The 21198-nt window shown below is 38.7% G+C and carries 23 protein-coding genes; 15 read left to right on the top strand and 8 right to left on the bottom strand.

Features of this window, described 5'->3' with window-relative positions:
• Positions 1-39: 39 nt before the first annotated feature.
• From F0342_RS15190 to F0342_RS15175, 6 genes are all read left to right on the top strand, one after another.
• Complete coding sequence (locus F0342_RS15190; RefSeq protein WP_149156741.1) at positions 40-243, top strand: DUF6501 family protein; 204 nt, start codon at positions 40-42, stop codon at positions 241-243.
• Between the two features lie 52 nt (positions 244-295).
• Complete coding sequence (locus tag F0342_RS24945; RefSeq protein WP_188048573.1) at positions 296-493, top strand: GNAT family N-acetyltransferase; 198 nt, start codon at positions 296-298, stop codon at positions 491-493.
• A gap of 171 nt (positions 494-664) precedes the next feature.
• Positions 665-1546: an ATP-binding protein gene (locus F0342_RS15185; protein WP_149156740.1), complete on the top strand. Its 882-nt coding sequence runs from the start codon at positions 665-667 to the stop codon at positions 1544-1546.
• Between the two features lie 10 nt (positions 1547-1556).
• A complete protein-coding gene (locus F0342_RS15180; protein WP_149156739.1) occupies positions 1557-3476 on the top strand; it encodes a vWA domain-containing protein in 1920 nt (639 codons plus the stop codon).
• 162 nt (positions 3477-3638) lie between these two features.
• Complete coding sequence (locus F0342_RS24940; protein WP_188048572.1) at positions 3639-3776, top strand: hypothetical protein; 138 nt, start codon at positions 3639-3641, stop codon at positions 3774-3776.
• A 202-nt stretch (positions 3777-3978) separates the two neighbouring features.
• On the top strand, positions 3979-5553 hold the full coding sequence (locus F0342_RS15175; RefSeq protein WP_149156738.1) for a cation:proton antiporter: 1575 nt from the start codon (positions 3979-3981) through the stop codon (positions 5551-5553).
• Between the two features lie 27 nt (positions 5554-5580).
• On the opposite strand, the gene F0342_RS15170 is transcribed toward F0342_RS15175, so the two are convergent.
• Both F0342_RS15170 and F0342_RS15165 read right to left on the bottom strand, forming a co-directional pair.
• A complete protein-coding gene (locus F0342_RS15170) occupies positions 5581-6720 on the bottom strand; it encodes a toxic anion resistance protein (protein ID WP_395940692.1) in 1140 nt (379 codons plus the stop codon).
• Positions 6721-6737: 17 nt separating this feature from the next.
• Positions 6738-7367, bottom strand: coding sequence for a 5-bromo-4-chloroindolyl phosphate hydrolysis family protein (locus F0342_RS15165; protein ID WP_149156736.1), 630 nt, complete (start codon positions 7365-7367; stop codon positions 6738-6740).
• A 254-nt stretch (positions 7368-7621) separates the two neighbouring features.
• Here F0342_RS15165 and F0342_RS15160 point away from each other — a divergent pair, with 254 nt between their 5' ends.
• Positions 7622-8818: a D-alanyl-D-alanine carboxypeptidase family protein gene (locus tag F0342_RS15160; protein WP_149156996.1), complete on the top strand. Its 1197-nt coding sequence runs from the start codon at positions 7622-7624 to the stop codon at positions 8816-8818.
• A 33-nt stretch (positions 8819-8851) separates the two neighbouring features.
• Here the strand turns inward: F0342_RS15160 and yidC are convergent, their stop codons facing one another.
• On the bottom strand, positions 8852-9613 hold the full coding sequence (gene yidC / locus F0342_RS15155; protein WP_262481758.1) for a membrane protein insertase YidC: 762 nt from the start codon (positions 9611-9613) through the stop codon (positions 8852-8854).
• A 487-nt stretch (positions 9614-10100) separates the two neighbouring features.
• On the opposite strand from yidC, the gene F0342_RS15150 reads away from it, so the two are divergent.
• Positions 10101-10478, top strand: a complete 378-nt coding sequence (locus F0342_RS15150; RefSeq protein WP_149156735.1) for a fluoride efflux transporter FluC — start codon at positions 10101-10103, stop codon at positions 10476-10478.
• On the top strand, positions 10468-10827 hold the full coding sequence (locus tag F0342_RS15145) for a fluoride efflux transporter FluC (protein ID WP_149156734.1): 360 nt from the start codon (positions 10468-10470) through the stop codon (positions 10825-10827). The genes F0342_RS15150 and F0342_RS15145 overlap by 11 nt, the downstream gene beginning before the upstream one ends.
• A gap of 69 nt (positions 10828-10896) precedes the next feature.
• Here the strand turns inward: F0342_RS15145 and F0342_RS15140 are convergent, their stop codons facing one another.
• Positions 10897-11352, bottom strand: a complete 456-nt coding sequence (locus tag F0342_RS15140; RefSeq protein WP_149156733.1) for a cupredoxin domain-containing protein — start codon at positions 11350-11352, stop codon at positions 10897-10899.
• Positions 11353-11522: 170 nt separating this feature from the next.
• Here F0342_RS15140 and F0342_RS15135 point away from each other — a divergent pair, with 170 nt between their 5' ends.
• A complete protein-coding gene (locus tag F0342_RS15135) occupies positions 11523-11873 on the top strand; it encodes a DUF1033 family protein (RefSeq protein WP_149156732.1) in 351 nt (116 codons plus the stop codon).
• 35 nt (positions 11874-11908) lie between these two features.
• On the opposite strand, the gene F0342_RS15130 is transcribed toward F0342_RS15135, so the two are convergent.
• The 3 genes from F0342_RS15130 to F0342_RS15120 are packed head-to-tail and all read right to left on the bottom strand — an operon-like array spanning position 11909 to position 15684.
• Positions 11909-13048 carry a Ger(x)C family spore germination protein gene (locus F0342_RS15130; RefSeq protein WP_149156731.1) on the bottom strand — a complete coding sequence of 380 codons (1140 nt, stop codon included), beginning with the start codon at positions 13046-13048 and terminating at the stop codon, positions 11909-11911.
• On the bottom strand, positions 13045-14157 hold the full coding sequence (locus F0342_RS15125; RefSeq protein WP_149156730.1) for a GerAB/ArcD/ProY family transporter: 1113 nt from the start codon (positions 14155-14157) through the stop codon (positions 13045-13047). Before F0342_RS15125 ends, F0342_RS15130 begins: the two co-directional genes overlap by 4 nt.
• Positions 14158-14169: 12 nt before the next feature.
• Complete coding sequence (locus F0342_RS15120) at positions 14170-15684, bottom strand: spore germination protein (protein WP_149156729.1); 1515 nt, start codon at positions 15682-15684, stop codon at positions 14170-14172.
• Between the two features lie 154 nt (positions 15685-15838).
• Here F0342_RS15120 and F0342_RS15115 point away from each other — a divergent pair, with 154 nt between their 5' ends.
• The 4 genes from F0342_RS15115 (at position 15839) to recQ (ending at position 18980) form a co-directional block, all read left to right on the top strand.
• Complete coding sequence (locus F0342_RS15115; protein ID WP_149156728.1) at positions 15839-15970, top strand: YuzL family protein; 132 nt, start codon at positions 15839-15841, stop codon at positions 15968-15970.
• Positions 15971-16208: 238 nt separating this feature from the next.
• Positions 16209-16424, top strand: a complete 216-nt coding sequence (locus F0342_RS15110) for a cold-inducible protein YdjO-related protein (protein WP_034758928.1) — start codon at positions 16209-16211, stop codon at positions 16422-16424.
• A gap of 155 nt (positions 16425-16579) precedes the next feature.
• Positions 16580-16711, top strand: coding sequence for a hypothetical protein (locus F0342_RS25465; protein ID WP_262481757.1), 132 nt, complete (start codon positions 16580-16582; stop codon positions 16709-16711).
• 139 nt (positions 16712-16850) lie between these two features.
• Positions 16851-18980, top strand: a complete 2130-nt coding sequence (gene recQ / locus F0342_RS15105; protein WP_149156727.1) for a DNA helicase RecQ — start codon at positions 16851-16853, stop codon at positions 18978-18980.
• A 64-nt stretch (positions 18981-19044) separates the two neighbouring features.
• On the opposite strand, the gene F0342_RS15100 is transcribed toward recQ, so the two are convergent.
• Entirely contained in the window at positions 19045-20646 is a 1602-nt protein-coding gene (locus tag F0342_RS15100) for an ABC-F family ATP-binding cassette domain-containing protein (protein WP_149156726.1), read from the bottom strand.
• Positions 20647-20919: 273 nt separating this feature from the next.
• On the opposite strand from F0342_RS15100, the gene F0342_RS15095 reads away from it, so the two are divergent.
• Positions 20920-21195, top strand: coding sequence for a YkvA family protein (locus F0342_RS15095; RefSeq protein ID WP_316252617.1), 276 nt, complete (start codon positions 20920-20922; stop codon positions 21193-21195).
• Positions 21196-21198 lie beyond the last annotated feature (3 nt).

Genomic DNA, 21198 nt, shown 5'->3' with positions numbered 1-21198 from the left:
TACTATTAGCAGAGTACATTCATATAGGAGGTTATTGAATTGATTCACAAAACTTGGACGGAAAACAATACCGGAAAAAAGGTGAAATGCGTACATACGGATGCGAAGAAATATACAGTAGAAAATGTTTTAACCATTGGAAAAGAATACGAAGTAAAAAACGAATCTGAAGAGTATTACTTCGTCATAGATGAAAGCGGGAAAATGGGAGGCTTCTACAAAGAGTATTTTGAAGAGGTGTAAGCCACCCCTTTCTGGCTGGATTCTCCTATTGTGGAGAATCCGGCTTTTTTTGATGGCTACTAAAAAGTGGCGTCGCAATGGGCTTGCCCATTATTTGCTCTCTCATTCTTTTTCAAAATTGAAAGAGAAAGGAATGACTGCAGCAGTTCTTTCAGTCGACAGTGATAGCTATACAGACGCAACCATTGTTTATCAAAAAGCTGGAATGTACGTACATCGAGGGTTCACTCGATATGATTTAGAATTTTAGAAGCTAAAAAAACATCCAATCAAGGGTGTTTTTTTACATTTTGGTATATTAATTGGTTGCTAATCCAGAACTAAAATAAATGCTTTGAAACAAAATTAGGCAGAGCCTTTGCAGTGAAAGCGTTATTACATGTAGAATGTCTAGTATGTGAAATGGAAAGGATGTCATTAAATGAATGTTGAACGGTTATTACCAGAATCGGTTACTTATATAATAAACGAGAGAAAACAATTATTCTCTACTCCTGAGCATTCTTCATTAATTGGAGAAGGGGGGTATACCGCAAGTGAAGACTATATTATTGAAGATAGTATCATCTCTCTGTCATTAGGCAAAAATCTTCTTCTTAAGGGGCCAACTGGTTCCGGGAAAACGAAGCTATCTGATACCTTGTCATCCATCTTCTCTCAACCGATGCACAGTATAAATTGCTCGGTTGACCTAGATGCAGAAGCCTTACTGGGTTATAAAACAATCAGCGAAAGAGAAGGTAAAAACACCATTGAATTCATCGAGGGACCTGTTATTCAAGCGATGAAAAATGGGCATCTCCTTTATATTGATGAAATCAATATGGCTAAGCCTGAAACGCTGCCGATCTTAAATGGTGTGTTGGACTACCGCAGAAGTATAACTAATCCATTTACAGGTGAAATAGTCAAAGCCGCCCCTACATTCGGTGTAATAGCGGCAATTAATGAAGGATATGTTGGCACAGTTCCGTTAAATGAAGCGTTAAAAAATCGTTTTGTTGTAATCGATGTACCGTATATCGAAGGGGAAACGTTAAAAAGTGTGATTGAAAGTCAAAGCAAGCTGTCCGATTCTAAACTTATTACTCAATTTGTAGCCCTGTCTTCGGATTTATTGGTTCAAGTGAAAAATGGCCAAATTTCAGAGGAAGCGGCTTCCATACGCGCCCTATTGGATGCCTGTGATTTAGCCGTGTACTTGCCGGCAAAAAGGGCTATACAACGAGGAATCGTTGATAAACTGGAAGACGAACGAGAAAAAGCGGCTATTCAAAATATAGCTGAAACCTTATTTGAATGAGGGACATGTAATGCATCGATTTATACAATTTAATGATGAAACCATAGACTCTTTTTTAGTGATGGAAATGGCTGATTTGACGAAAACACTTTCCAAAAATGCCGATATTAACTTGAAATACGGACCGTTTTCTTATCTCGATTATAAAGAAGGAACGGTTTATGTCAGTCACTTTTGGGATCACCGAAAAAAAGAAGAAGAAATACATGGATTAAAAAGTGATATTTATTTAAGGACGATCGGTAATCTTCATGAAACCAAGAACGATGATGTTCTCAATTATATTGAGAAGGTGAAAGCAACGTCTGTTCCCCGATTTGCCAAGCAGCTATTTGTCATTGGTGAAGAAGCTCGCTTAGAGGAAATTTGTAAATCCAAGCGTCCCGGAACAAAGAAGTCATTTGAAACGAGAAGAAAATTATATCGCCAGCACTTCGAAGCACAACTTAAAGTAAACATAACGAAAAGTGTTTTTACAGATGCATTATTTAATTCAATATTCCTTCTGCTCCATGCACAATCTCCATTAGAAGAACCCGTTCGGGTAAATGAGGAGATTGATTTAGCAATGCCCTTTTTGCATCGGCAAATCACCCGCTTCTTTGAAACCCGAAACACAAAAGATGTGGTAAGAATATGCTTGGAAATGGTAGAAGTAATAGATGAGATTGTTAGAAAAGATATGTTAAATGAATACTTCCATTTACCTGAAGATGTGTATAACACGGAGGAAATGGTTACAGAAACATTTGACGATTTAAAGAGAAAAGATCCCCTTGCAAATCAGGATGTGTTGGAAGAAGAGAGCACAGGGGAGGAAGAAGTCTTAGATGAAGAATTCCGTACTTGGCACCGGGAAACGAGTGACAAAGGGGAGTCATTCCTTCAGTTTGACTTAGATCAAGGGTCTCAATCCGATCTTATGGGCGAAGGTGTCCGTGAAGGAGATGATGGGGATCAGGCAATGGCTATGGTACAGGGCTCAGCTAAAGAAACTGAGCAGGAGCAGTACCAAAATGTAAGGGCGCAAGAGCAAGAAAGGGTTGAACTTGGTGGAGGGGAAGGTGAGTATGGAAAGGACAATCGCTTTGCTGTACCTCACTTTATTTCGCCAACCATCCCTACTTCAGAAGACAAGCACTTGTATAACCTTAACAAAGCGTTAATTGCTCCTTATCAAAAGAAACTTCAGAAAATGATCGAGAAAACATTGGAGCATAAGCGAATCCAGCCTAGAAGTGATTTGCACTTCGGCAGGTTGAACAAAAAGTTATTGCGCTTTATCACAGACGATAACCCAAGACTTTTCTATAAAAAGCAAAACCCTTCATCTGAAATAGATGCTGTTTTCTCATTATTGGTAGACTGTTCAGGTTCGATGTATGATAAAATGGATCAAACCAAGCTGGGAATTACGTTATTTCATGAATCGTTAAAGTCCGTTCGGGTGCCACATGAGGTTGTCGGCTTCTGGGAAGATACGAACCGGGCGACAAAGACCAGTCAACCAAATTACATGAATCCTGTACTGGACTTCTATTCTTCCTTAAAACCTAACAGTGGTTCAGAAATCATGCAGCTCCAGCCTGAAGAAGATAATCGGGACGGCTTTGCCATTCGGTTAATGACAGAACGGATTCTTAGACGGAACGAAAAACAGAAATTTCTTCTTGTCTTTTCAGATGGTGAGCCAGCAGCCATGGATTATGAGCAAAACGGGATTGTTGATACTCATGAGGCTGTATTAGACGCAAGAAAACAAGGGATAGAAGTCATCAACGTCTTTTTAGCGAACGGCGAAATAGATGAGGGGCAAAGAAAAACCATTCAGAATATATATGGGAATTACAGCATTCTTGTTTCAGATGTAGAAGAACTCCCTGAGGTTTTGTTCCCTTTATTACGGAAGCTTCTGTACAAAAGCATATAGATGAAGAACCAAGACGATTACATGGGAAACATGTAGTCGTCTTTTTTAGGGGGAGGAATTCATATCAGTCCTTAGGCTGAAACAAAATCAATCATCCATCTCATTCGGATCCCCTTTACCTGCAATATACTGAAAGTAATAAAATTAAAGGGGATGGATAGGATGAACAATATTTCTGATATGAATGCCGCGATTCATGAATATCACAGAATTAATCACATCTTGAATCTAAAAGGGTGGAGGCAAGAGAGAACCATTAAGAAACAATATTTCTCTCCATGGTTTGGTAAAAATCTGTAAGTGGAGAATTCGTTAAGTTCAAAACAAGAGGAAAAAAATGTATAATAAAAGAATGACTATTCTCAATTTATCGTAGGAGGTCATTCTTTTTTGTATGGTGAAAAATCAATCATATAAATGCGAGTCGTATCCATGACGAAGGGAAGGTTAATAAATAATAAGATGAGGAAAAATTTATTAAGAAAGGGAGGTCACGGTGATTATGCATGAGTTAGATATGCACCATATTTTTGAACTGGGACTTATTTTAGTGATGATCGCAGCAGGCATAACGGCGATTGCCAAGAAATTCAAACAGCCATATCCAATTGCCCTTGTCATTGTAGGTGCCCTTATCGGGTTATTCAATATACCAGTCCTTGAGCCTCTCAAGGATTTTATAACAGAAGGGGAAGTATTTAATTTTGTCATTATCACATTATTTTTACCAGCGCTTTTGGGAGAAGCAGCTTTGAAGCTTCCTTTTACCCATTTGCGTGCTAACAAGGAGCCGATTATAGCCTTGGCTTTTGGTGGAACATTCATTTCTTTCTTGATAATAGGATTTTCATCGTATTACTTCTTTGACTTTCCCATTCCAGCAGCATTTGTTTTTGGGGCATTGATGAGTGCGACTGACCCTGTAAGTGTATTATCCATATTTAAAAGTGTAGGCGTAAAGAAGAGATTGGCTGTTGTCATTGAAGGAGAAAGCTTATTTAATGACGGTTTAGCCGTGGTATTGTTCAATATTTCCGCTTACTATTTACTATCCTATATCGATGCAGGCTGGGCCGGACTTGGAAGTGGGATTTGGGAGTTCATCCGGGTAGTATCCCTTGGAGTCATTATTGGAAGTTCCCTCGGTTATGCATTTTCCGTTTTAACGAAGTACTTCGATGACTATCCGTTGGAAATTATTTTTAGCGTGATTTTGTTCTATGGTTCATTCCTTCTAGCCGAGAGTGTCCATGCTTCAGGTGTAATCGCAGTCGTCATTGCGGCTCTTATATTCGGAAACTATGGCGGGAAAATTGGTATGAGTCCTACGACAAAATTGAACATTAATAGCTTTTGGGACGTAGCTGCATTACTGGCCAATTCCCTCGTTTTCTTAATGGTCGGCCTTGAAATAACAAGGATTGACCTAGTTGAAAAATGGCCGTATATTTTCGCAGCCATTGTCTTGGTACTCTTGGCACGAAGTATTGCCGTCTATACAAGTTTATCTCTCATTGGGAACTTTCCTCATAAATGGAAGCATATTTTGAATTGGGGAGGTTTGAAAGGGTCGTTATCCATTGCCTTGGTACTTAGCTTGCCAAGAGACTTTCCAGGTAGAGAAGACGTCCTGATTCTTGGATTTAGTGTGGTATTATTCAGCCTTGTCATTCAAGGATTAACGATCAAACCACTGATCAATTTATTAGGGATTAAACCAAAGGAGGAAGGACATGCAGAATTTGAAAAATTGCTCAGTCAACTCCACAGATATGAAAGAGCCATTAGTGAAATCCATCGGGTAAAACAAAAGCTCTATATTACAGACCCTGTATCAAATGAGCTTATCGATACGTATACAAAAAGAATTGATATGTTAAAAGCTCAATTGGATGATTTATTCAAAAGAAATCCAGTTATCAAATCAGACCAGCTTACGACACTGAGAAAACACGCATTATACGCAGAATATGAGGCCGTTGCAAAACTGGAAAAGGAAGAAATCATCACAAGCTCTATCGCTGAAAAGGAATATGATGCTATAACAGATAGCCTTGTTCACAATGAAGAAAAATAGCAAAAGAGGGGCCGAATCGGCTCCTCTTTACTTTCTGATTTCAATGAGTTTTTGTTTTAAGTCGTTTTCCATCGTGACCATTTCCTGTTCTGCCTGCTGACGTTTCTGGCGTCCTTCTGCTTGTATGGCCAATGTTTCTTCAATGGTGGAAATAAGATTTTCTTGAGTTTTCTTCAAAGTTTCAATATCAATGATTCCACGTTCATTTTCTTTCGCAGTTTCAATACTATTTGTTTTAAGCATCTCTGAATTTTTCAGAAGGAGCTCATTGGTGGTGCGCGAAACCTGTTTCTGAGCGGCTACAGCCTTTTGCTGATTCAGAAGAGTCAGCGCAATGGCAATTTGATTCTTCCAAAGAGGAATGGCTGTGAGTACTGATGCCTGTATTTTTTCTGCCAGTGCCTGGTTCGTATTTTGAATTAGGCGTATTTGAGGGGCAGACTGAATGGTCATTTGTCTACTTAGCTTTAAATCATGAATACGTTTATCCAATCGATCTAGAAACTGCATCGTATCATTGATTTCCTGGTAAATTAGCTCGTCATCCGTTTCTTCCGCCTTCTTTCGTAATGAAGGAAGCAGTGTATGTTGAATCTCTTCACGTTTAATTTCAGCTGCTGCAATGTACATATTCAGAGCTTGAAAATAGTCTTTATTTTTTTCATACAAAGTTTCCAATAGTCGATTATCATCAAGCAGGGTCTTTTTTGAATGTTCGAGTCTGACTGAAATGCGATCGATTTGTGAACCAATCTTTTGGTATTTGGAAAGGACTTCCTGCAGGGAGGAAGAGACTTTACGGAATAGCTTTTTGAAAACACCTTTTTGCTTGGTGTTAAGTTCATCCGGATTCATTTGCTCGAGCTTTTTCATTAAATCTCCTAACACATCGCCAATTGGACCGATGTCCCTTTTTTGTACATGATCGAGCATGGAGTGGGAGAAAGTAGAAAGCTGGGTCTGAGCGGCAGTTCCATATTTTAAAATCGCTTCATAGTCCTTATAGTCGATCTGCGCGGCCAATTGTATTGCCTTTTCCTGCTGTTCTTTTGGTAAGCGGTCGAGTAGCAAAGGAGATTTTGCCTGTTCACTTACAGCAGGCATTTCATCTCCAAACGGGTTGGAAAGCAGCAGGTCCAGTTCAGATTGTTCATTTCGTTGCTCCATCATAAAACCTCCGATAACTATTTTAAGTCTTTTTTATTAGATAAATGTTGATTGGCGAAATTCAGTTCAAACTGTAGTGTATCCATATCATTTGCCAATACTCTTTGCAGATCTTTTTCCAATGAACCTGTCAGGTCATCAAGTGTTGTACGGGTTTGTTGAAGTGATAAGAATGCTTCTTTGTTTTTACCGGGTTGGGCAGCAAGAAACGTATATTTTTCAGTAATTTCAACAACTGAATCCAGATGGTAGAAGAAAAATGACTCTGCAGAAAAAAATCTTTTAGGCTCTTTCCTTACAAGTTGATAAATCCTTCTGCTTAGTCTGTTCAATTCAAGGATTTGCTTGAAGGCACCAAGTGACCTTACTCTCAATTGTTGTTTTTGAAGGCGTTTTACTTTTTCTTTCGCTTCTTTTAAATTCTTGTTGATATATCGAAATTCCTGTGAGGAAAGTCCATTTTTTTTCAGCCACCATCTCTTTTGCAGTCCCTTTACGACGAAGAAAAGGAGAATACCCGTACCGAGACTCGACAAAAATGTAAGAGGAAATCCTAAGTCAAACAGGAGTAAGTATGCGATAAAACTACTGGTCCCTATGCTGAATGAGATGACTGTTCTTACTAAAAATTGAAGAAATGTATTCATTTCATCTACCCCTTATTAAAGATGCTTACGTTAAATACGATTTAATGTGCAAAAAGGTTTCATATTCATACTCTTATTTTATTGTAAATGAAGGTGAAATGGAAATATAGACACCATTTATTATACAGACTGAAATCGTTGTCAGGATTTGACACCATTCTTTCAATTTCTTAACATTTCTCAGATTCATGATTAAAGAAATTACATTTTTGATAGAATGGGATAGTACATTGACAAGACAGGTGTGTGGATATATGAAAAAATGGTTCATTGTTCTGATCTTATTCTGCTTTACTGCCACTATCGTAACAGCTCAAGAAAATAATGTAAAAAAACCTAAAAATATTATAAGTGATTCGGCTATCATTATAGATTCTAAAACAAAGAGTATATTGTATTCAAAAAATTCGACTAAACGGATGAACCCTGCAAGCATTACAAAAATTGCTACAGCTATTTATGCGATCGAGCATGCCAACCTGGATGACAAGGTGGTAATTAGTGAGAAAGCAAGTAATACAGAAGGCTCCACCGTTTATTTGGAAGCCGGAGAAAGGATTTCTTTGGAGCAGTTACTTCAAGGGCTGATGGTCAACTCCGGTAATGATGCAGCAGTTGCCATTGCTGAACACACCGAGGGTTCCGTTCAGCAATTCGTTGAAAAATTAAACGTCTTTCTAAAAAACGAAATTGGCGTAGAGAAAACTAATTTTGAAAACCCTCATGGACTGTTCGGTAAAAATCACTATACAACGGCTTATGATATGGCATTGATTACTAGCTATGCTTTAGAGAACAAACAATTTCAAGAGCTTTTTAGTTTGAAATCAATTGATTGGTCGACTGAGGGATGGAAGACTACTCTTTATAATCATCATAAAATGGTGAAAGGAGAACTTCCTTATCCGGAAGTGACCGGAGGGAAGAATGGGTTCATAGATGAATCCAAACATACGCTTGTGACTTCCGCTGAAAATAAAAATCTTTCTCTGGTCATTGTTACCATGAAGGCTCAGTCGAAGAGAGCTACTTATTCAGATACCAGAAAACTACTGGATTACGGCTTGAACGGTTTCACTAGAAGCCACATTCCAAAGGATACGGTCTTTCAATATGAGGATACTTCTTTTGAGCTTAATCAGGATTTCCAATATACTCAACCTATGAATGGAAAGTTCACCGAGAGCCTGGATCGAAATGGAGTATTAACACTATATAATGAAGATCAGGAAGAAATGACTACAACAAAGCTCAGTCCTGTGATGAAATCTCCCGTAAAACATAAAAACGCAGTTGCTTCGAGTGAAAGCACAGGATTATTTTTCGGAGAGGAATTAAGACAACAAATCCTTTTTTATCCGTTTTTTATTTACATGATCCTGCTTTTCATTATGGGAATTTCCATTTTTCGAATAGGTTCTGTCAAAAAAAATCCTAAAAATAAAATTTAAATGTAAAAAAGGGAGCTTGCGGGCTCCCTTTTTTCAATGACTTTCTTGTTTTTCTAAAGATGGTTGATGATGATAAAGAGTCTTACCAATCAGCGTTTGTAAGATGAGAAATGCCCCTCCTACTGTCCAATATAGGGGTAAGGCGGCCGGCGCATTAAATGAAAAAATAAAGATCATAATGGGCGAAAGAAAGCTCATTATTTTCATTTGGACCTGCTGTTCTGCAGGAATATTCATCAAAGATACCCGAGCTTGGGCTAAATAGACCAATCCAGCGATAATGGCCATTATATAGTCGGGCTGTCCCAAATTAAACCATAGAAAGGAGTGGCTTGCGATTTCAGATGATGACCGAATCGCATAGTATAACCCAATCAATATGGGTGTTTGAATTAACAAAGGTAAACATCCCATATTAAGAGGATTCACCCCATGTTTTTGGTAAAGCATCATCATTTCTTGCTGCAGTTTCTTCTGTTCATCTTTGTCTTTCGCTTCTTTTATCTTTTTTTGCATTTCCGTCATCTCCGGCTTTATTAACGCCATTTTCCCTTTCATATCCTGTTGATTCTTATACGTTTTAAGCATAAAAGGAAAAAGAACGAGACGAATAAGAATAGTAATGACAATGATCGCAAGACCAAAGTTTCCATCTAGAAAGGTACCTATTTCATGGATGAGAAACGAAAATGGGTTAACAAGATAGTCGTGAAAGAACGCTCCTTCAGTTGTTGCACTTTGACACCCTGATAGAGTGAATAGTGCCAGTAGAATGATGAATGAAATTTTTCTCAATGTATAATTCCTCCTCTGTATAAATGCTTGTTGGTTAAAAGCAAACAGAAGAGGATTCTTCATCATTATCGGTATGATAGAATTGAAATTTCATGCATTCAATGAACCTGAACCCTATAGGTAAAATCTCATTAACTGCAACGCACTTTACAATGATATTAGTTCCTTCAATCCTCTTATCATAGGGTCGTACGAAAAGATGAAATGTGCCAGGGAAGTGATTCAAAATCAAAGCTATTATAAATAGAAATACTATACTAAAATGTAATGGACTTAAGTAAAAATCTAATAAGTCTTGTATAATGATATATGTCAATGGAGAAGACTCCTTCAATTTACTGATCAAATTAATTGATAAAGCATAAACTCTATTCCAGTTAAAGTATACTGCTAAATGGAAAAAGAAACTATGGTAATTGTACATACGAATATGTGAACCAATGGTTTCACAAAAATATAATCTTATTAAATAGGGATGTTATACAGAATGAAATATCTATTAGTCGGGATCGGTGGAGCGTTGGGTAGTTTTTGCAGGTGGGGAATCAGTTATCTCTGGACAATTCAAAATGGGTTGCCGTTCGCGACACTAACGGCAAATCTCCTAGGAAGTTTTTTATTAGCCTATTTCTATAGTCGATGGTCTTCTAAATATGAAAAGTCGTATTTACTTATTGCAACAGGGTTCCTGGGCTCTTTTACAACTTTTTCGACAGTTAGTATCGAGTTGGTTACCTTTTTATTGCAGAAACAATGGGGCATGCTTTTCTTGTATATTACCATAACTTCTTTTGGTGGGATGCTTTTTGCATGGTTGGGCTTTGTCTCTGGAAGGAAAGGGAGGGAGATCGGTCATGGGAGTTAGCATATTGTTAATTGCATTAGGGGGGAGTGTTGGGGCAATCGGACGGTTTTTAGTTGCGAACGTCGTTAAGCGATTCAGTAGTTCGCGTTTTCCGAAAGCGACCCTGTTGGTTAATGGTTTTGGCTCATTACTATTGGGGATTCTGATTGGAGTTGGTGCTGAGGAGACTGTTATGTTTTTTTTCGGGATCGGAGTGTGTGGAGCATTTACTACCTTTTCAACCTTAAACTGGGAGGTATTGAGGCTTCTCCAGGAAAATATAAAGATGGGTCTATTTTATTTCTTCGGAAGTTATTTCGCTGGAATCGTATTTGGAGCGGCAGGGTATGCAGTGGGCATGGCATTTTAATATGATGTCATACCCATTTATAAAGATCCTCAAGTGGCTAGTTACCCGTTAGATCCCACAATTCAATCATTAATCAACTACTATATACGCAATCATAGGACCGTTACGATCAATGGTTTCATGTGTTTCGCAAATCAGTCTATACGTACCCTCTTTTGAAAACGACACATTTACAACGGTTTCTTCCCCTTTTTTCACTGTACCTTTAATATCGGTCCCCTCGATATAGAACGGATGTTCCATGCCGTTAACACCATAAATGCGCAATTCCACAGGGTTATCTTTTTCAACTACAATCGTACCCGGATCCCATCGATAGGCTTCTATTTCTTTTCCCGCAGGTGTTTCTGATTTGAATTCCCCTGTGACAAGCTGAATGACTTGTTTCTCTCCCGATTTATCTGATAATGAAACGGTAGGATAGGAGTTTTTAGAAGATAATGCCCATATCGTGCCGACAGTAATGATCATAATGGTAACTAATATGGCGATGATAGAACCTTTCTTCAAAACAATAAAATTCAAATGTTTTTCCTCCCTTTTATTCTAACTTTGAACAACATAGGTCTTTTCTAATAAACCTATGCTTGTACTGGAGGGAACTTGTCAATAATTTAGAGTAGTATAATTTAAATATTTTTCTTTCGTTCGTATTTTATGTACAATTTGGACATGGAAAAAAGGAGGGTGAAGCATTGAATAATACATGGAGAGTCATGACAACAAAAAGTGATGCAGAGCCTTGGTGGTTTTTTGAAGGCTGGGAAAAGGATATTGTTCAAGAGTGGACGTTTAATAACAGGGATGATGCATTCGGAAGGTTTCTTGAAGAAATGAGAAGACTGAGTGAAAGCTATAGTAAGTCAAAAAGTAAAAAGTTGCACTCTATTGCGTTTTGGGACCCAGGTGAAGTGTTTTTTTGCGAAGCGTGTGACGATGATCTGCAGGTCTATTACGGATTGATCATTTTTGAAAATGACCGACCGATGGAAATCAAGGATGAGTCCGTCATCAATGAAATCACAGATCGAATTCAACAAAAATAAAAATAGGTCCATCTTTACTGGATGGACCCTTAGATTTAATCAATCACTCCTGTCCGAATGATCTTATTCTCTACTTTCACATGAAAAGAAGCATCTTTGTACAGTTTATCCCATTTTTCCCTCGATAAATCTTCGTTTCCCCTTATACTCTTATATTCCATGCCAAATCCAATTGGATCCGTGCCCTCGTCTTGAAGCATCAAAATCATTTCTTTAATGTTCTTTTCGATATAATCGCTGATCTCATCTTCGAGTAAGCTTAACGCTTTTGGATCTGACAACTTCATTTCTTCAGACATTTCAAGTATACGTGATTCGATTTTCAATTTCACATTAAAGGATGGTGTTGATTTTTTCTCTGTTTTTATCATATGAGATGATTTGATACTATCGATCATAATATAAACCTTATCGTTTTCTTGACCAAGATGAGGATTTGATAAGTAAGGTTTGACCTTTTCTAATGGTAGTTCCACTTCGACGCTGCCGGCATTGTAATCTTCCATAAGAGATCGAATATAAAAAATCTTGTCTTTTTTTATCTCTTTAATGAATTTATCCCTTGTAAACAATGCGAACCCAGCCACTCCAACCTTCCCGTCTGATGCCTTTAGCAATGGCAGTAGTGGGTCTTTGCCGACACTGCCGTAATCGGTGATGAATTCTTGTAGTGTTGGAGAAACAAGCAGCTCTGATTCAACATTTTGCTTGACCAAATTATATAAGTAAGTCCCCATATTCGATGTTCTTTCCGTCATTTGATAATTCAGGATTTGTTCGGCAGTCGTATCAGCAATTGTTAAGTACACCATATTCCCAATGGAAGAGTCCCGCTCCAGTGTATCAACCAAGTGAGAAATACCTTTTTCTGCAAGCTCCCTTCCGTAAACAGTAATCCTTAACTGACCGGAAACAAGCCTATGGTCGGTTTCTAAATTCTGTGACAGACGAATGCCTTTACTGGTCTTTGATTTACTTATAAGTATCTTTTCCACATCCTCCATGGCTGGGTTAAACTGATAGAGCACTATTGTACCGGTTATTTTCTCGTCTTCAGCCTGATCATATCCAACCGCTGTAATCAAACCGAGCTTTTCTAAATATTTTGTCTCCACACAGCTGCTTAAGAAACATGTACAAAGACAAAGCAGAAGGAGCATGATGGTCCTAATCATACATCCACACCCTTATCCTTCTTAGAGATGTGTTTCAATTTAACCAGTATGAATAGGAAGCAGGGGTACACGAACGAAAGAACAAAACTGGACGTCCCAACTTTGTCTGTAATGGTATTCATCGTGATACGATCCTGCACACATAGGGATAATATCCAAAGCAGGATGGCGAAGAGGTAAATGGATTTTTTTTGAGAAACATTAAACACTCTTTTCATTCCTCTTGAAGCTGCCCAGAAATAGAGACAGATATTTGGAAGAATGACCAGCATCCAAAAAGAAACGGCAATGAATTCAAATCGCTCCAAGTTTGGAATCCTCAATATCTTGAACATGGACAGGACGGGCCAGATGGTCTTTAAAAGGGCATCTTCTGAGAAAAAACCGATACTGACAACGGTCACAACCGTAAAGAGAAAGCATGAATATCCTACACCGATCAGCCCAAATTTAAGTGCTTTTTTCTTATCCTTGATGTAAGGGTACACAAATAACATTAATTCAAAGCCAATGAGAGTAAAGCTTGATTTGTAAATCCCCATCATAATCTCCTTCGGGGAAGATGTTAAGACAGGTTGTAGGTGATTGAAGTCCATATATTTGAGTGGGGTATAGATCATAAATACTAACCAGAAGGCAAGGATGAGTCCTAAAAAAGCAATACCAACCACAACCCGGACTCCCCCCAACACACAATAAACCATTAAAAAAATCAATAACCCCATCAAGAGCCATGTGGGCATTTTAGGGAAAATCCACGCCTGGACCATCTCAATATAATTCATTAAGATCACGTAGGTGACACTGAGATAATAGCCAATATAAAGGACGTTAAAACCTTTGCTAAACCATTTCCCATAAATGTCCAAGTGAATACCGTACAGATCGGTACTATCGTATGTTTCAAGCGTTTTTACCATGATAAATAGAACAATAGATACAAGAATTCCAGCTAATATGACTGAAATCCATGCGTCCCTGTTCGCCTCCATGTAAATGATTCTCGGCAGCCCTGCAATCCCGACGCCGGTTTGGGCTGTGTGTAAGATAAACATTATCAAAAAGGCATTAAACATTAACCCTTCCTTTGGATTCACATTAACATTCATACATTTCATCCTTTACTCATCAACGTCTTTCTTCTCTTTTGCTTTCTTCTCTGGGATTCGTCCCTGATCTATGGGATGATTGGAAATTGGACGTTGGACTAAATATTGATAGGGTAAGCGGAATAGACTGTACTTGAAGTCTGCAAACCTAAATGGGTAGATTGGTGATAGATAAGGTCTGCCCAATGTTGTTACTTTCAGTAAATGAATGAGAATGAAACATAGGCAAAACATGATTCCCACACCCCCGTATAACCCGGCCATGATGATGATGGGGAAACGGATGATTCTCACGGCTGTTCCGATTGCATAGCTTGGAGCAGTGAAGGAGCCTAAGGCAGATATCGCGATTATAATAATTAATATGTTGCTAGTGAACCCGGCTTGAACCGACGCTTGCCCGATGACGATACCACCTACGATCCCCATCGTTTGCCCAACCTTTGTTGGTAATCTTGCTCCCGCCTCTCTTAGGAGCTCGATGATGAACTCCAAAAGAATCGCCTCGAACACGGGAGGGAATGGTACGTTAGATCTTGATTGTCCCAGAGAGACAAGGAGAGCAGAGGGAATGACCTCATAATGAAAGGTCAAGACCGCCACATAAGCAGGTGTCAAAAGGATGGAGAAAAAGATTGCGACGAAACGGATTAGTCTCAGGAATGTCCCCATATTCCATCTCATATAAATGTCTTCTGTCGATTCAAAGAAATTCATAAACGTAGATGGTCCGATGATCGCTGTAGGACTGCGATCGACAAGTAAACAGATCTTTCCATGCAGGAGTGAGATGGTACATCGGTCAGGCAGTTCAGTCGTAATAAATTGCGGGAAGAATGTAAATGAATTATCTTCGATCATCTGAGCGAGTACTGTGGAATCAACTATACTATCAACTTCAATCTCCGTTATGCGCTGCCTAAACGTATTAACATTCTCTTCTTCAGCAATGTCTTTTATGTAAACCAATTGAACTTTTTTCTTCGCTCTTGATCCAATCACAAACGTTTCAACGCATAGTTTAGGATCGGTTAAATTAGACCGTATTAGGTTTAAATTTTTCGTGATGGATTCTGTGAATGAAATTTTAGGCCCAAACACAAGGGATTCTGTTTCAGCTTTCTCCAAACCCCTTGTGCCTTTATCAGAAACTTCCGCTAATATCCCATGGGTATCACCCTGCTTGAAAATATAAGCCGTTCCATTGAGGATGTTATCTACAACGTCATTAATCTGATTCGTTTGTGTAAGTTTCCCAATATTAATCTTATCCTGGATGATTTGATAATTCAGCTCACCTGCGGATTCCTCAAGAGGCCTGATGATGCTGTCCTGCATCGATGTAATATTGATTAAGTCATCAAAATATACTACTGCAAGCTTTTGTTCGCCTATTGTAATGATTCTGAATACCAAATCTTCACTATTACTTACCAATGAAAGTATTTCTTTATGAAATGTATCTATATCAAAGCTATGGGGGGACCCGTTTTCAATATCTTTCTTCACTTCTCTACGTCTAAACATAGAATTCAACACCCTAAACCTTAATTTATAGATTAGACTTCCCATGATTCCTTTTCTTAAACACAAGGTTGCATTTTTTCATTAAAGAGAAAGGTGGTTAGATCATACATATTCTGTATAGGTTTTGGGCAAGGTAGGAGTGGAGGTGATGCAGATGAGCAACAAGAAAAAAGATCCATCAAAAGCTGTGCTGGGTTCTTCTCAAGTGGAAGGACAAGGTACGACCGACCAGGAATTATCAGGTGGAGTAAAGGCTCCTTCTTCCAGAAACAGAAAGAAAAAATGATGAAGGATCTTTTTTTCATCCTTCATTACATATGGTGCGTTTGTTACCTTTACTTAGGAGTTCATATATTAAATTGGAGTCAAGTATGGTATAATGGAAACAATCGCAGAAATTGTTCGATTACACTAGCTACACATAACTGACCACATACTATCTGCAGCATAAATTACCACAATCATTATTTTCCTGTTAGAAAGCATAGCAAGGAAATCCTACTTACCTTAAAGGAGGACGTTCAATGGCTTTTGGTCGTAGAAATCAAGTTGAGGAAGAAATTAAAACAGAGGAAACAAAGATTTGGGCTTGTTCCGCTGAAGATTGTAAAGGCTGGATGAGAGATAACTTCAAAAGTGAAGATACTCCTAAGTGTCCGCTTTGTAAAGAAGATATGGTGACATCTACAAAGGTATTACAAGTTGTAGACAATCCACATCCTACAATGAAATCATCCTAATGGATTGTAGAGAACCAATCAATTCTGATTGGTTCTTTTTTCGTGTCGATGCCGAACGAGCCTCATATTCTTAGGTGTTTTTAAAAAAATTATTAAACTCTTTTTTTACATTTGAATAGGATGTAATGTATTTATGTATTAAAGGAGGTAGCACCATGTCTAACAAGAAAGAGAAAGAAGTTAAAAGTTCTTCAACTGAGAGTAAAGATACTGTATGGGATAGCTTTTGGAAGCTGTCGAAGCCTGTTGAAGTAAATAAAGAAGAAAAAACAGTCAAGTGGTTTTAATGTAATGATAAGGTTGTACATTACGTGTATGAATACGAATGTACAGCCTTTTGTTTGAAAAAAAGGGATCCACCTATTGGCACGTTCCCCGTTCTGGAATACAATAAAGGAATAGTTAGATTTATTGGGAGGGGAAAATGTGATTGAAGAAGCAAAACAAGTATTAAAGCAGTACTTTGGATACGACGAATTCAGAGATGGACAAGCGAGTATTATTGAATACATACTTGATGGGAAAAACACAGTAGGGATCATGCCGACAGGAGGAGGGAAATCGCTCTGTTACCAAATTCCTGCTCTAATGCTTGATGGAGTTACACTTGTTATTTCTCCACTCATATCTTTAATGAAAGACCAGGTGGATTCGTTACTTCATCAAGGGATTCCAGCAACCTACATTAATAGTACGCTATCGAATAGTGAAGTAGAGACCAGGATGGAAGATATTTCCTTAGGTGAATACAAACTCGTTTATATTGCTCCTGAGAGATTGGAATCATTTGGGTTTATTCGATTCCTCAATTCTTTACCCATCCCCCTAGTAGCTGTTGACGAAGCGCATTGTTTATCCCAATGGGGTCATGATTTCAGGCCAAGCTATTTAGGGATTTATAACGCTGTTAATCAACTACAATCAAAGCCCACCATTCTTGCATTGACCGCAACTGCAACTCCACAAGTACAAGCTGATATCCTTCATCATTTACACATTCCAGATCAATATAAAGTATTAACTGGTTTTCAACGGACGAATTTGTTCTTCCAGGTTGTAAAAGGTGAAGATCGTAAGCGTTGGGTAGAAAGGTATGTACAAAAGAATCATCAGCATTCCGGTATCATTTACTGTGCTACACGGAAGGAAGTTGAAAACCTTTATATGTATCTTGAGAAAAAGGGATTATCCGTCGGGAAATATCATGGCGGGCTGTCTGACACAGTAAGGCAGGAACAGCAGGAAGCCTTCCTGAATGATTCCATTACAATCATGATTGCGACCAATGCATTTGGGATGGGGATAAATAAATCAAATGTACGCTTTGTGATTCATTATCAAATTCCGAAGAATATGGAGGGATACTATCAAGAGGCTGGCAGGGCGGGTCGTGATGGAGTGGACAGCGAATGTGTCTTATTATTTTCACCTCAGGATATCCAGACACAGCGGTATATCATTGACCAGAATATCGTTAATCAGGAATTACATGATAATGAGATGCAGAAATTACGCGAAATGGTCGACTTTGTCCATACAGAAGCATGCCTGCAGAACTACATTTTGGCGTATTTTGGTGAACATGTAGAGGAAGCATGCGGTCATTGCAGCAATTGCTTGGATGATAGGGAATCTGAGGATGTAACGAGAGAGGCACAAATGGTATTATCCTGTATGATGCGAATGAATGAAAGATTTGGAACCTCACTCATCAGCGGTGTACTAACGGGGTCAAAGAACAAAAAGATCCTGGAATGGGGATTCGATCGGCTTTCCACATATGGATTAATGAAGGAGCAATCTCAGAAGGATGTCGGTCTATTCATCGATTACTTGATTTCAGAGGGGGTGATACAAGTCGAGGGGGGGAGCTTTCCTATCCTGAAAGTTTCATCAAAAGGCAAAGAGGTGTTAATGGGGGAAAGAAGCGTAACGAGGAAGGTCCAGCCTACTGTTTCGGCGATCATCCCTAAAGAAGATGGCTTGTTCCAGACCTTGCGAACACTCCGTAAATCGATTGCAGATTCAGAAGGAGTTCCACCTTTCGTTATTTTCTCCGATAAGTCGCTTCAGGACATGTGTGTTAAGATGCCGAAAACATCAGAGGAATTCCTGCAGGTTAGCGGAGTCGGTGAAAACAAGCTGAATCGGTATGGTGAAATATTCATAAACGAAATTTCCGTTTTTTTACGTGAGAATCCTGAACATCAAGTTGAGGTCGTCAAGCCTTCGCAATCACGGAAGACAAGTCACTCTGACACAGCGTCCCATTTAATCAGCTATGAGTTATTCAAAGATAACTTGGATATAAAAAAAATTGCGAAAGAACGGGGTATGAGTACAGCAACGATTGAAAATCACATTATCCGTGCCTATCAGGAAGGCATCACAAATGACTGGACCATCCTCTTTACAGAAGAAGAAGAAACACTTATCGAAGACGCAGTCCAGAAAGTAGGGACGGACCTCTTAAAGCCCATTAAAGAAGAATTACCGAAAAAAATAGGCTATTTTCAGATAAAAGGCTACTTGGTTAAACATGGTCAATATGATTGACCGTTTGTAGCGAGGAATGAAAAAAAGCAGGTGCCATCCGGCTGCCTGCTTTTTCTGGTTCACATTAAGCTTTCATAGAAGCTTTCATCTCAAGAAATTCATCATAAGTCGTTTCTTTATCAATGACACCATCTTCGGTGATTTCAATAATGCGATTTGCGATGGTTTGGATGAACTGATGGTCATGAGAAGCGAAGATCATTGCACCTTTAAAGTTAATCAATCCATTATTCAATGCAGTAATAGACTCCAAATCTAAATGGTTTGTTGGTTCATCTAATAACAGAACATTTGATCCACTTAACATCATCTTGGATAACATACAGCGAACTTTTTCTCCCCCTGAAAGTACACTTGGTTTCTTTAACACTTCTTCCCCTGAGAAAAGCATGCGACCCAAGAATCCGCGAAGGAATGTTTCACTCTCATCTTCCGGTGAGTATTGACGTAACCAGTCTACAAGTGAAGGTTCATTTCCTTCAAAGTACTTGGAGTTTTCATTCGGGAAGTAAGCTTGAGATGTGGTCACTCCCCACTTGAATGTGCCGCTATCCGGCTCCATTTCACCTGCAAGGATTTTGAAAAGAGTCGTTTTGGCAATTTCGTTTGCTCCGACAAGAGCGATTTTGTCTTCTTTATTCAGGATAAAGGAAACGTTGTTTAAAACCTTTACTCCATCAATCGTTTTTGTAAGACCTTCTACACGTAGAACATCGTTTCCAATTTCACGCTCAGGCTTGAATTGTACATAAGGATAACGACGTGAGCTTGGCTTGATATCGTCCAATGAAATTTTTTCCAACGATTTTTTTCGTGAAGTAGCTTGTTTTGATTTAGATGCATTTGCACTAAATCGGGCAACGAATGCCTGAAGCTCTTTGATTTTTTCTTCCTTCTTCTTATTCTGATCTTGAGCCATTTTAAGTGCTAATTGACTGGACTCATACCAGAAATCATAGTTCCCGACATAAACTTGGATCTTTCCAAAGTCAAGATCAGCAATATGTGTACATACTTTGTTTAAGAAGTGACGATCATGTGATACGACGATGACTGTGTTCTCAAAGTTAATTAAAAAGTCTTCTAACCACTGAATAGCTCGAATGTCCAAGTGGTTGGTAGGCTCATCCAGTAAAAGAACATCCGGCTTGCCGAATAGTGCTTGTGCTAATAATACTTTTACTTTTTCTCCACCCGTTAGTTCGGACATTTGTTTCGAGTGAAGATCTTCGTTGATTCCTAAGCCTTTTAGTAGGATCGCAGCTTCTGATTCAGCTTCCCAACCGTTAAGCTCGGCGAATTCACCTTCTAGTTCTGCAGCTCTCATGCCGTCTTCATCAGAGAAATCTTCTTTCATGTAGATGGCATCCTTTTCCTGCATGACTTCATATAAACGGGTATGCCCCATAATGACAACTTTCAGCACTTCATATTCTTCATATTCGAAGTGATCCTGCTTTAATACAGCAAGTCGCTCTCCTGAACCCATAGATACGTGGCCGGTCTGCGCTTCGATTTCTCCTGAAAGAATCTTTAAAAATGTTGATTTACCAGCACCGTTTGCTCCGATAAGTCCGTAGCAATTCCCTGGATTAAACTTTATATTCACGTCTTCGAATAGCTTTCTATCACCAAAACGTAAGCTTACATCTGATACTTGAATCATGTATGATATACCTCCTAATACTCAATCTAAAAGATTATAACACGCGAGTATGCTAAAAAGATAGAGTGTTAGCCGGAACAGGGAGAAATTTACCGGCTATTTACATAAGCGGATAAAGGATTTCGAATGAAAGGGTGGGGGGATGTGGGTTCTCTACCGCTTGAAGGAAATGAGCCGAAAATCTTGCAGATGCTGATAGATACGATAAATTCTTTCCTAATTTAGTTTGCTATGCTAACGTTATAAAAAAAGATTGGTGATGAGAGACGAATGATGAGGTTTATGAAGCGGGTAAGGTTTCTTTTTAATATTCGGAAATCGGTTCCGTTTTTGGTTGACTTCTTTCGATCGAAAGAGGTTTCGGTTTTTAAGAAGGTATTGTCGTTAGGAATTGTAGCCGTTTATTTCTGGCTGCCTTTTGATTTGATTCCCGATGTTTTTGTTTTATTTGGAATTGTAGATGATATTGCTGTATTTACGTTTGTGCTTCAGCTTATCGTTAAGATGGCTCCTGAGGAATTAAAGAATCGCTATGAATACAAGAAATGATCG

Source organism: Bacillus sp. CH30_1T (genome assembly GCF_008364765.1).
GTDB lineage: Bacteria > Bacillota > Bacilli > Bacillales > Bacillaceae_B > Rossellomorea.
Note: the sequence above shows the minus strand (reverse complement) of the source record. Positions and strands in the feature narration are given on the sequence as shown.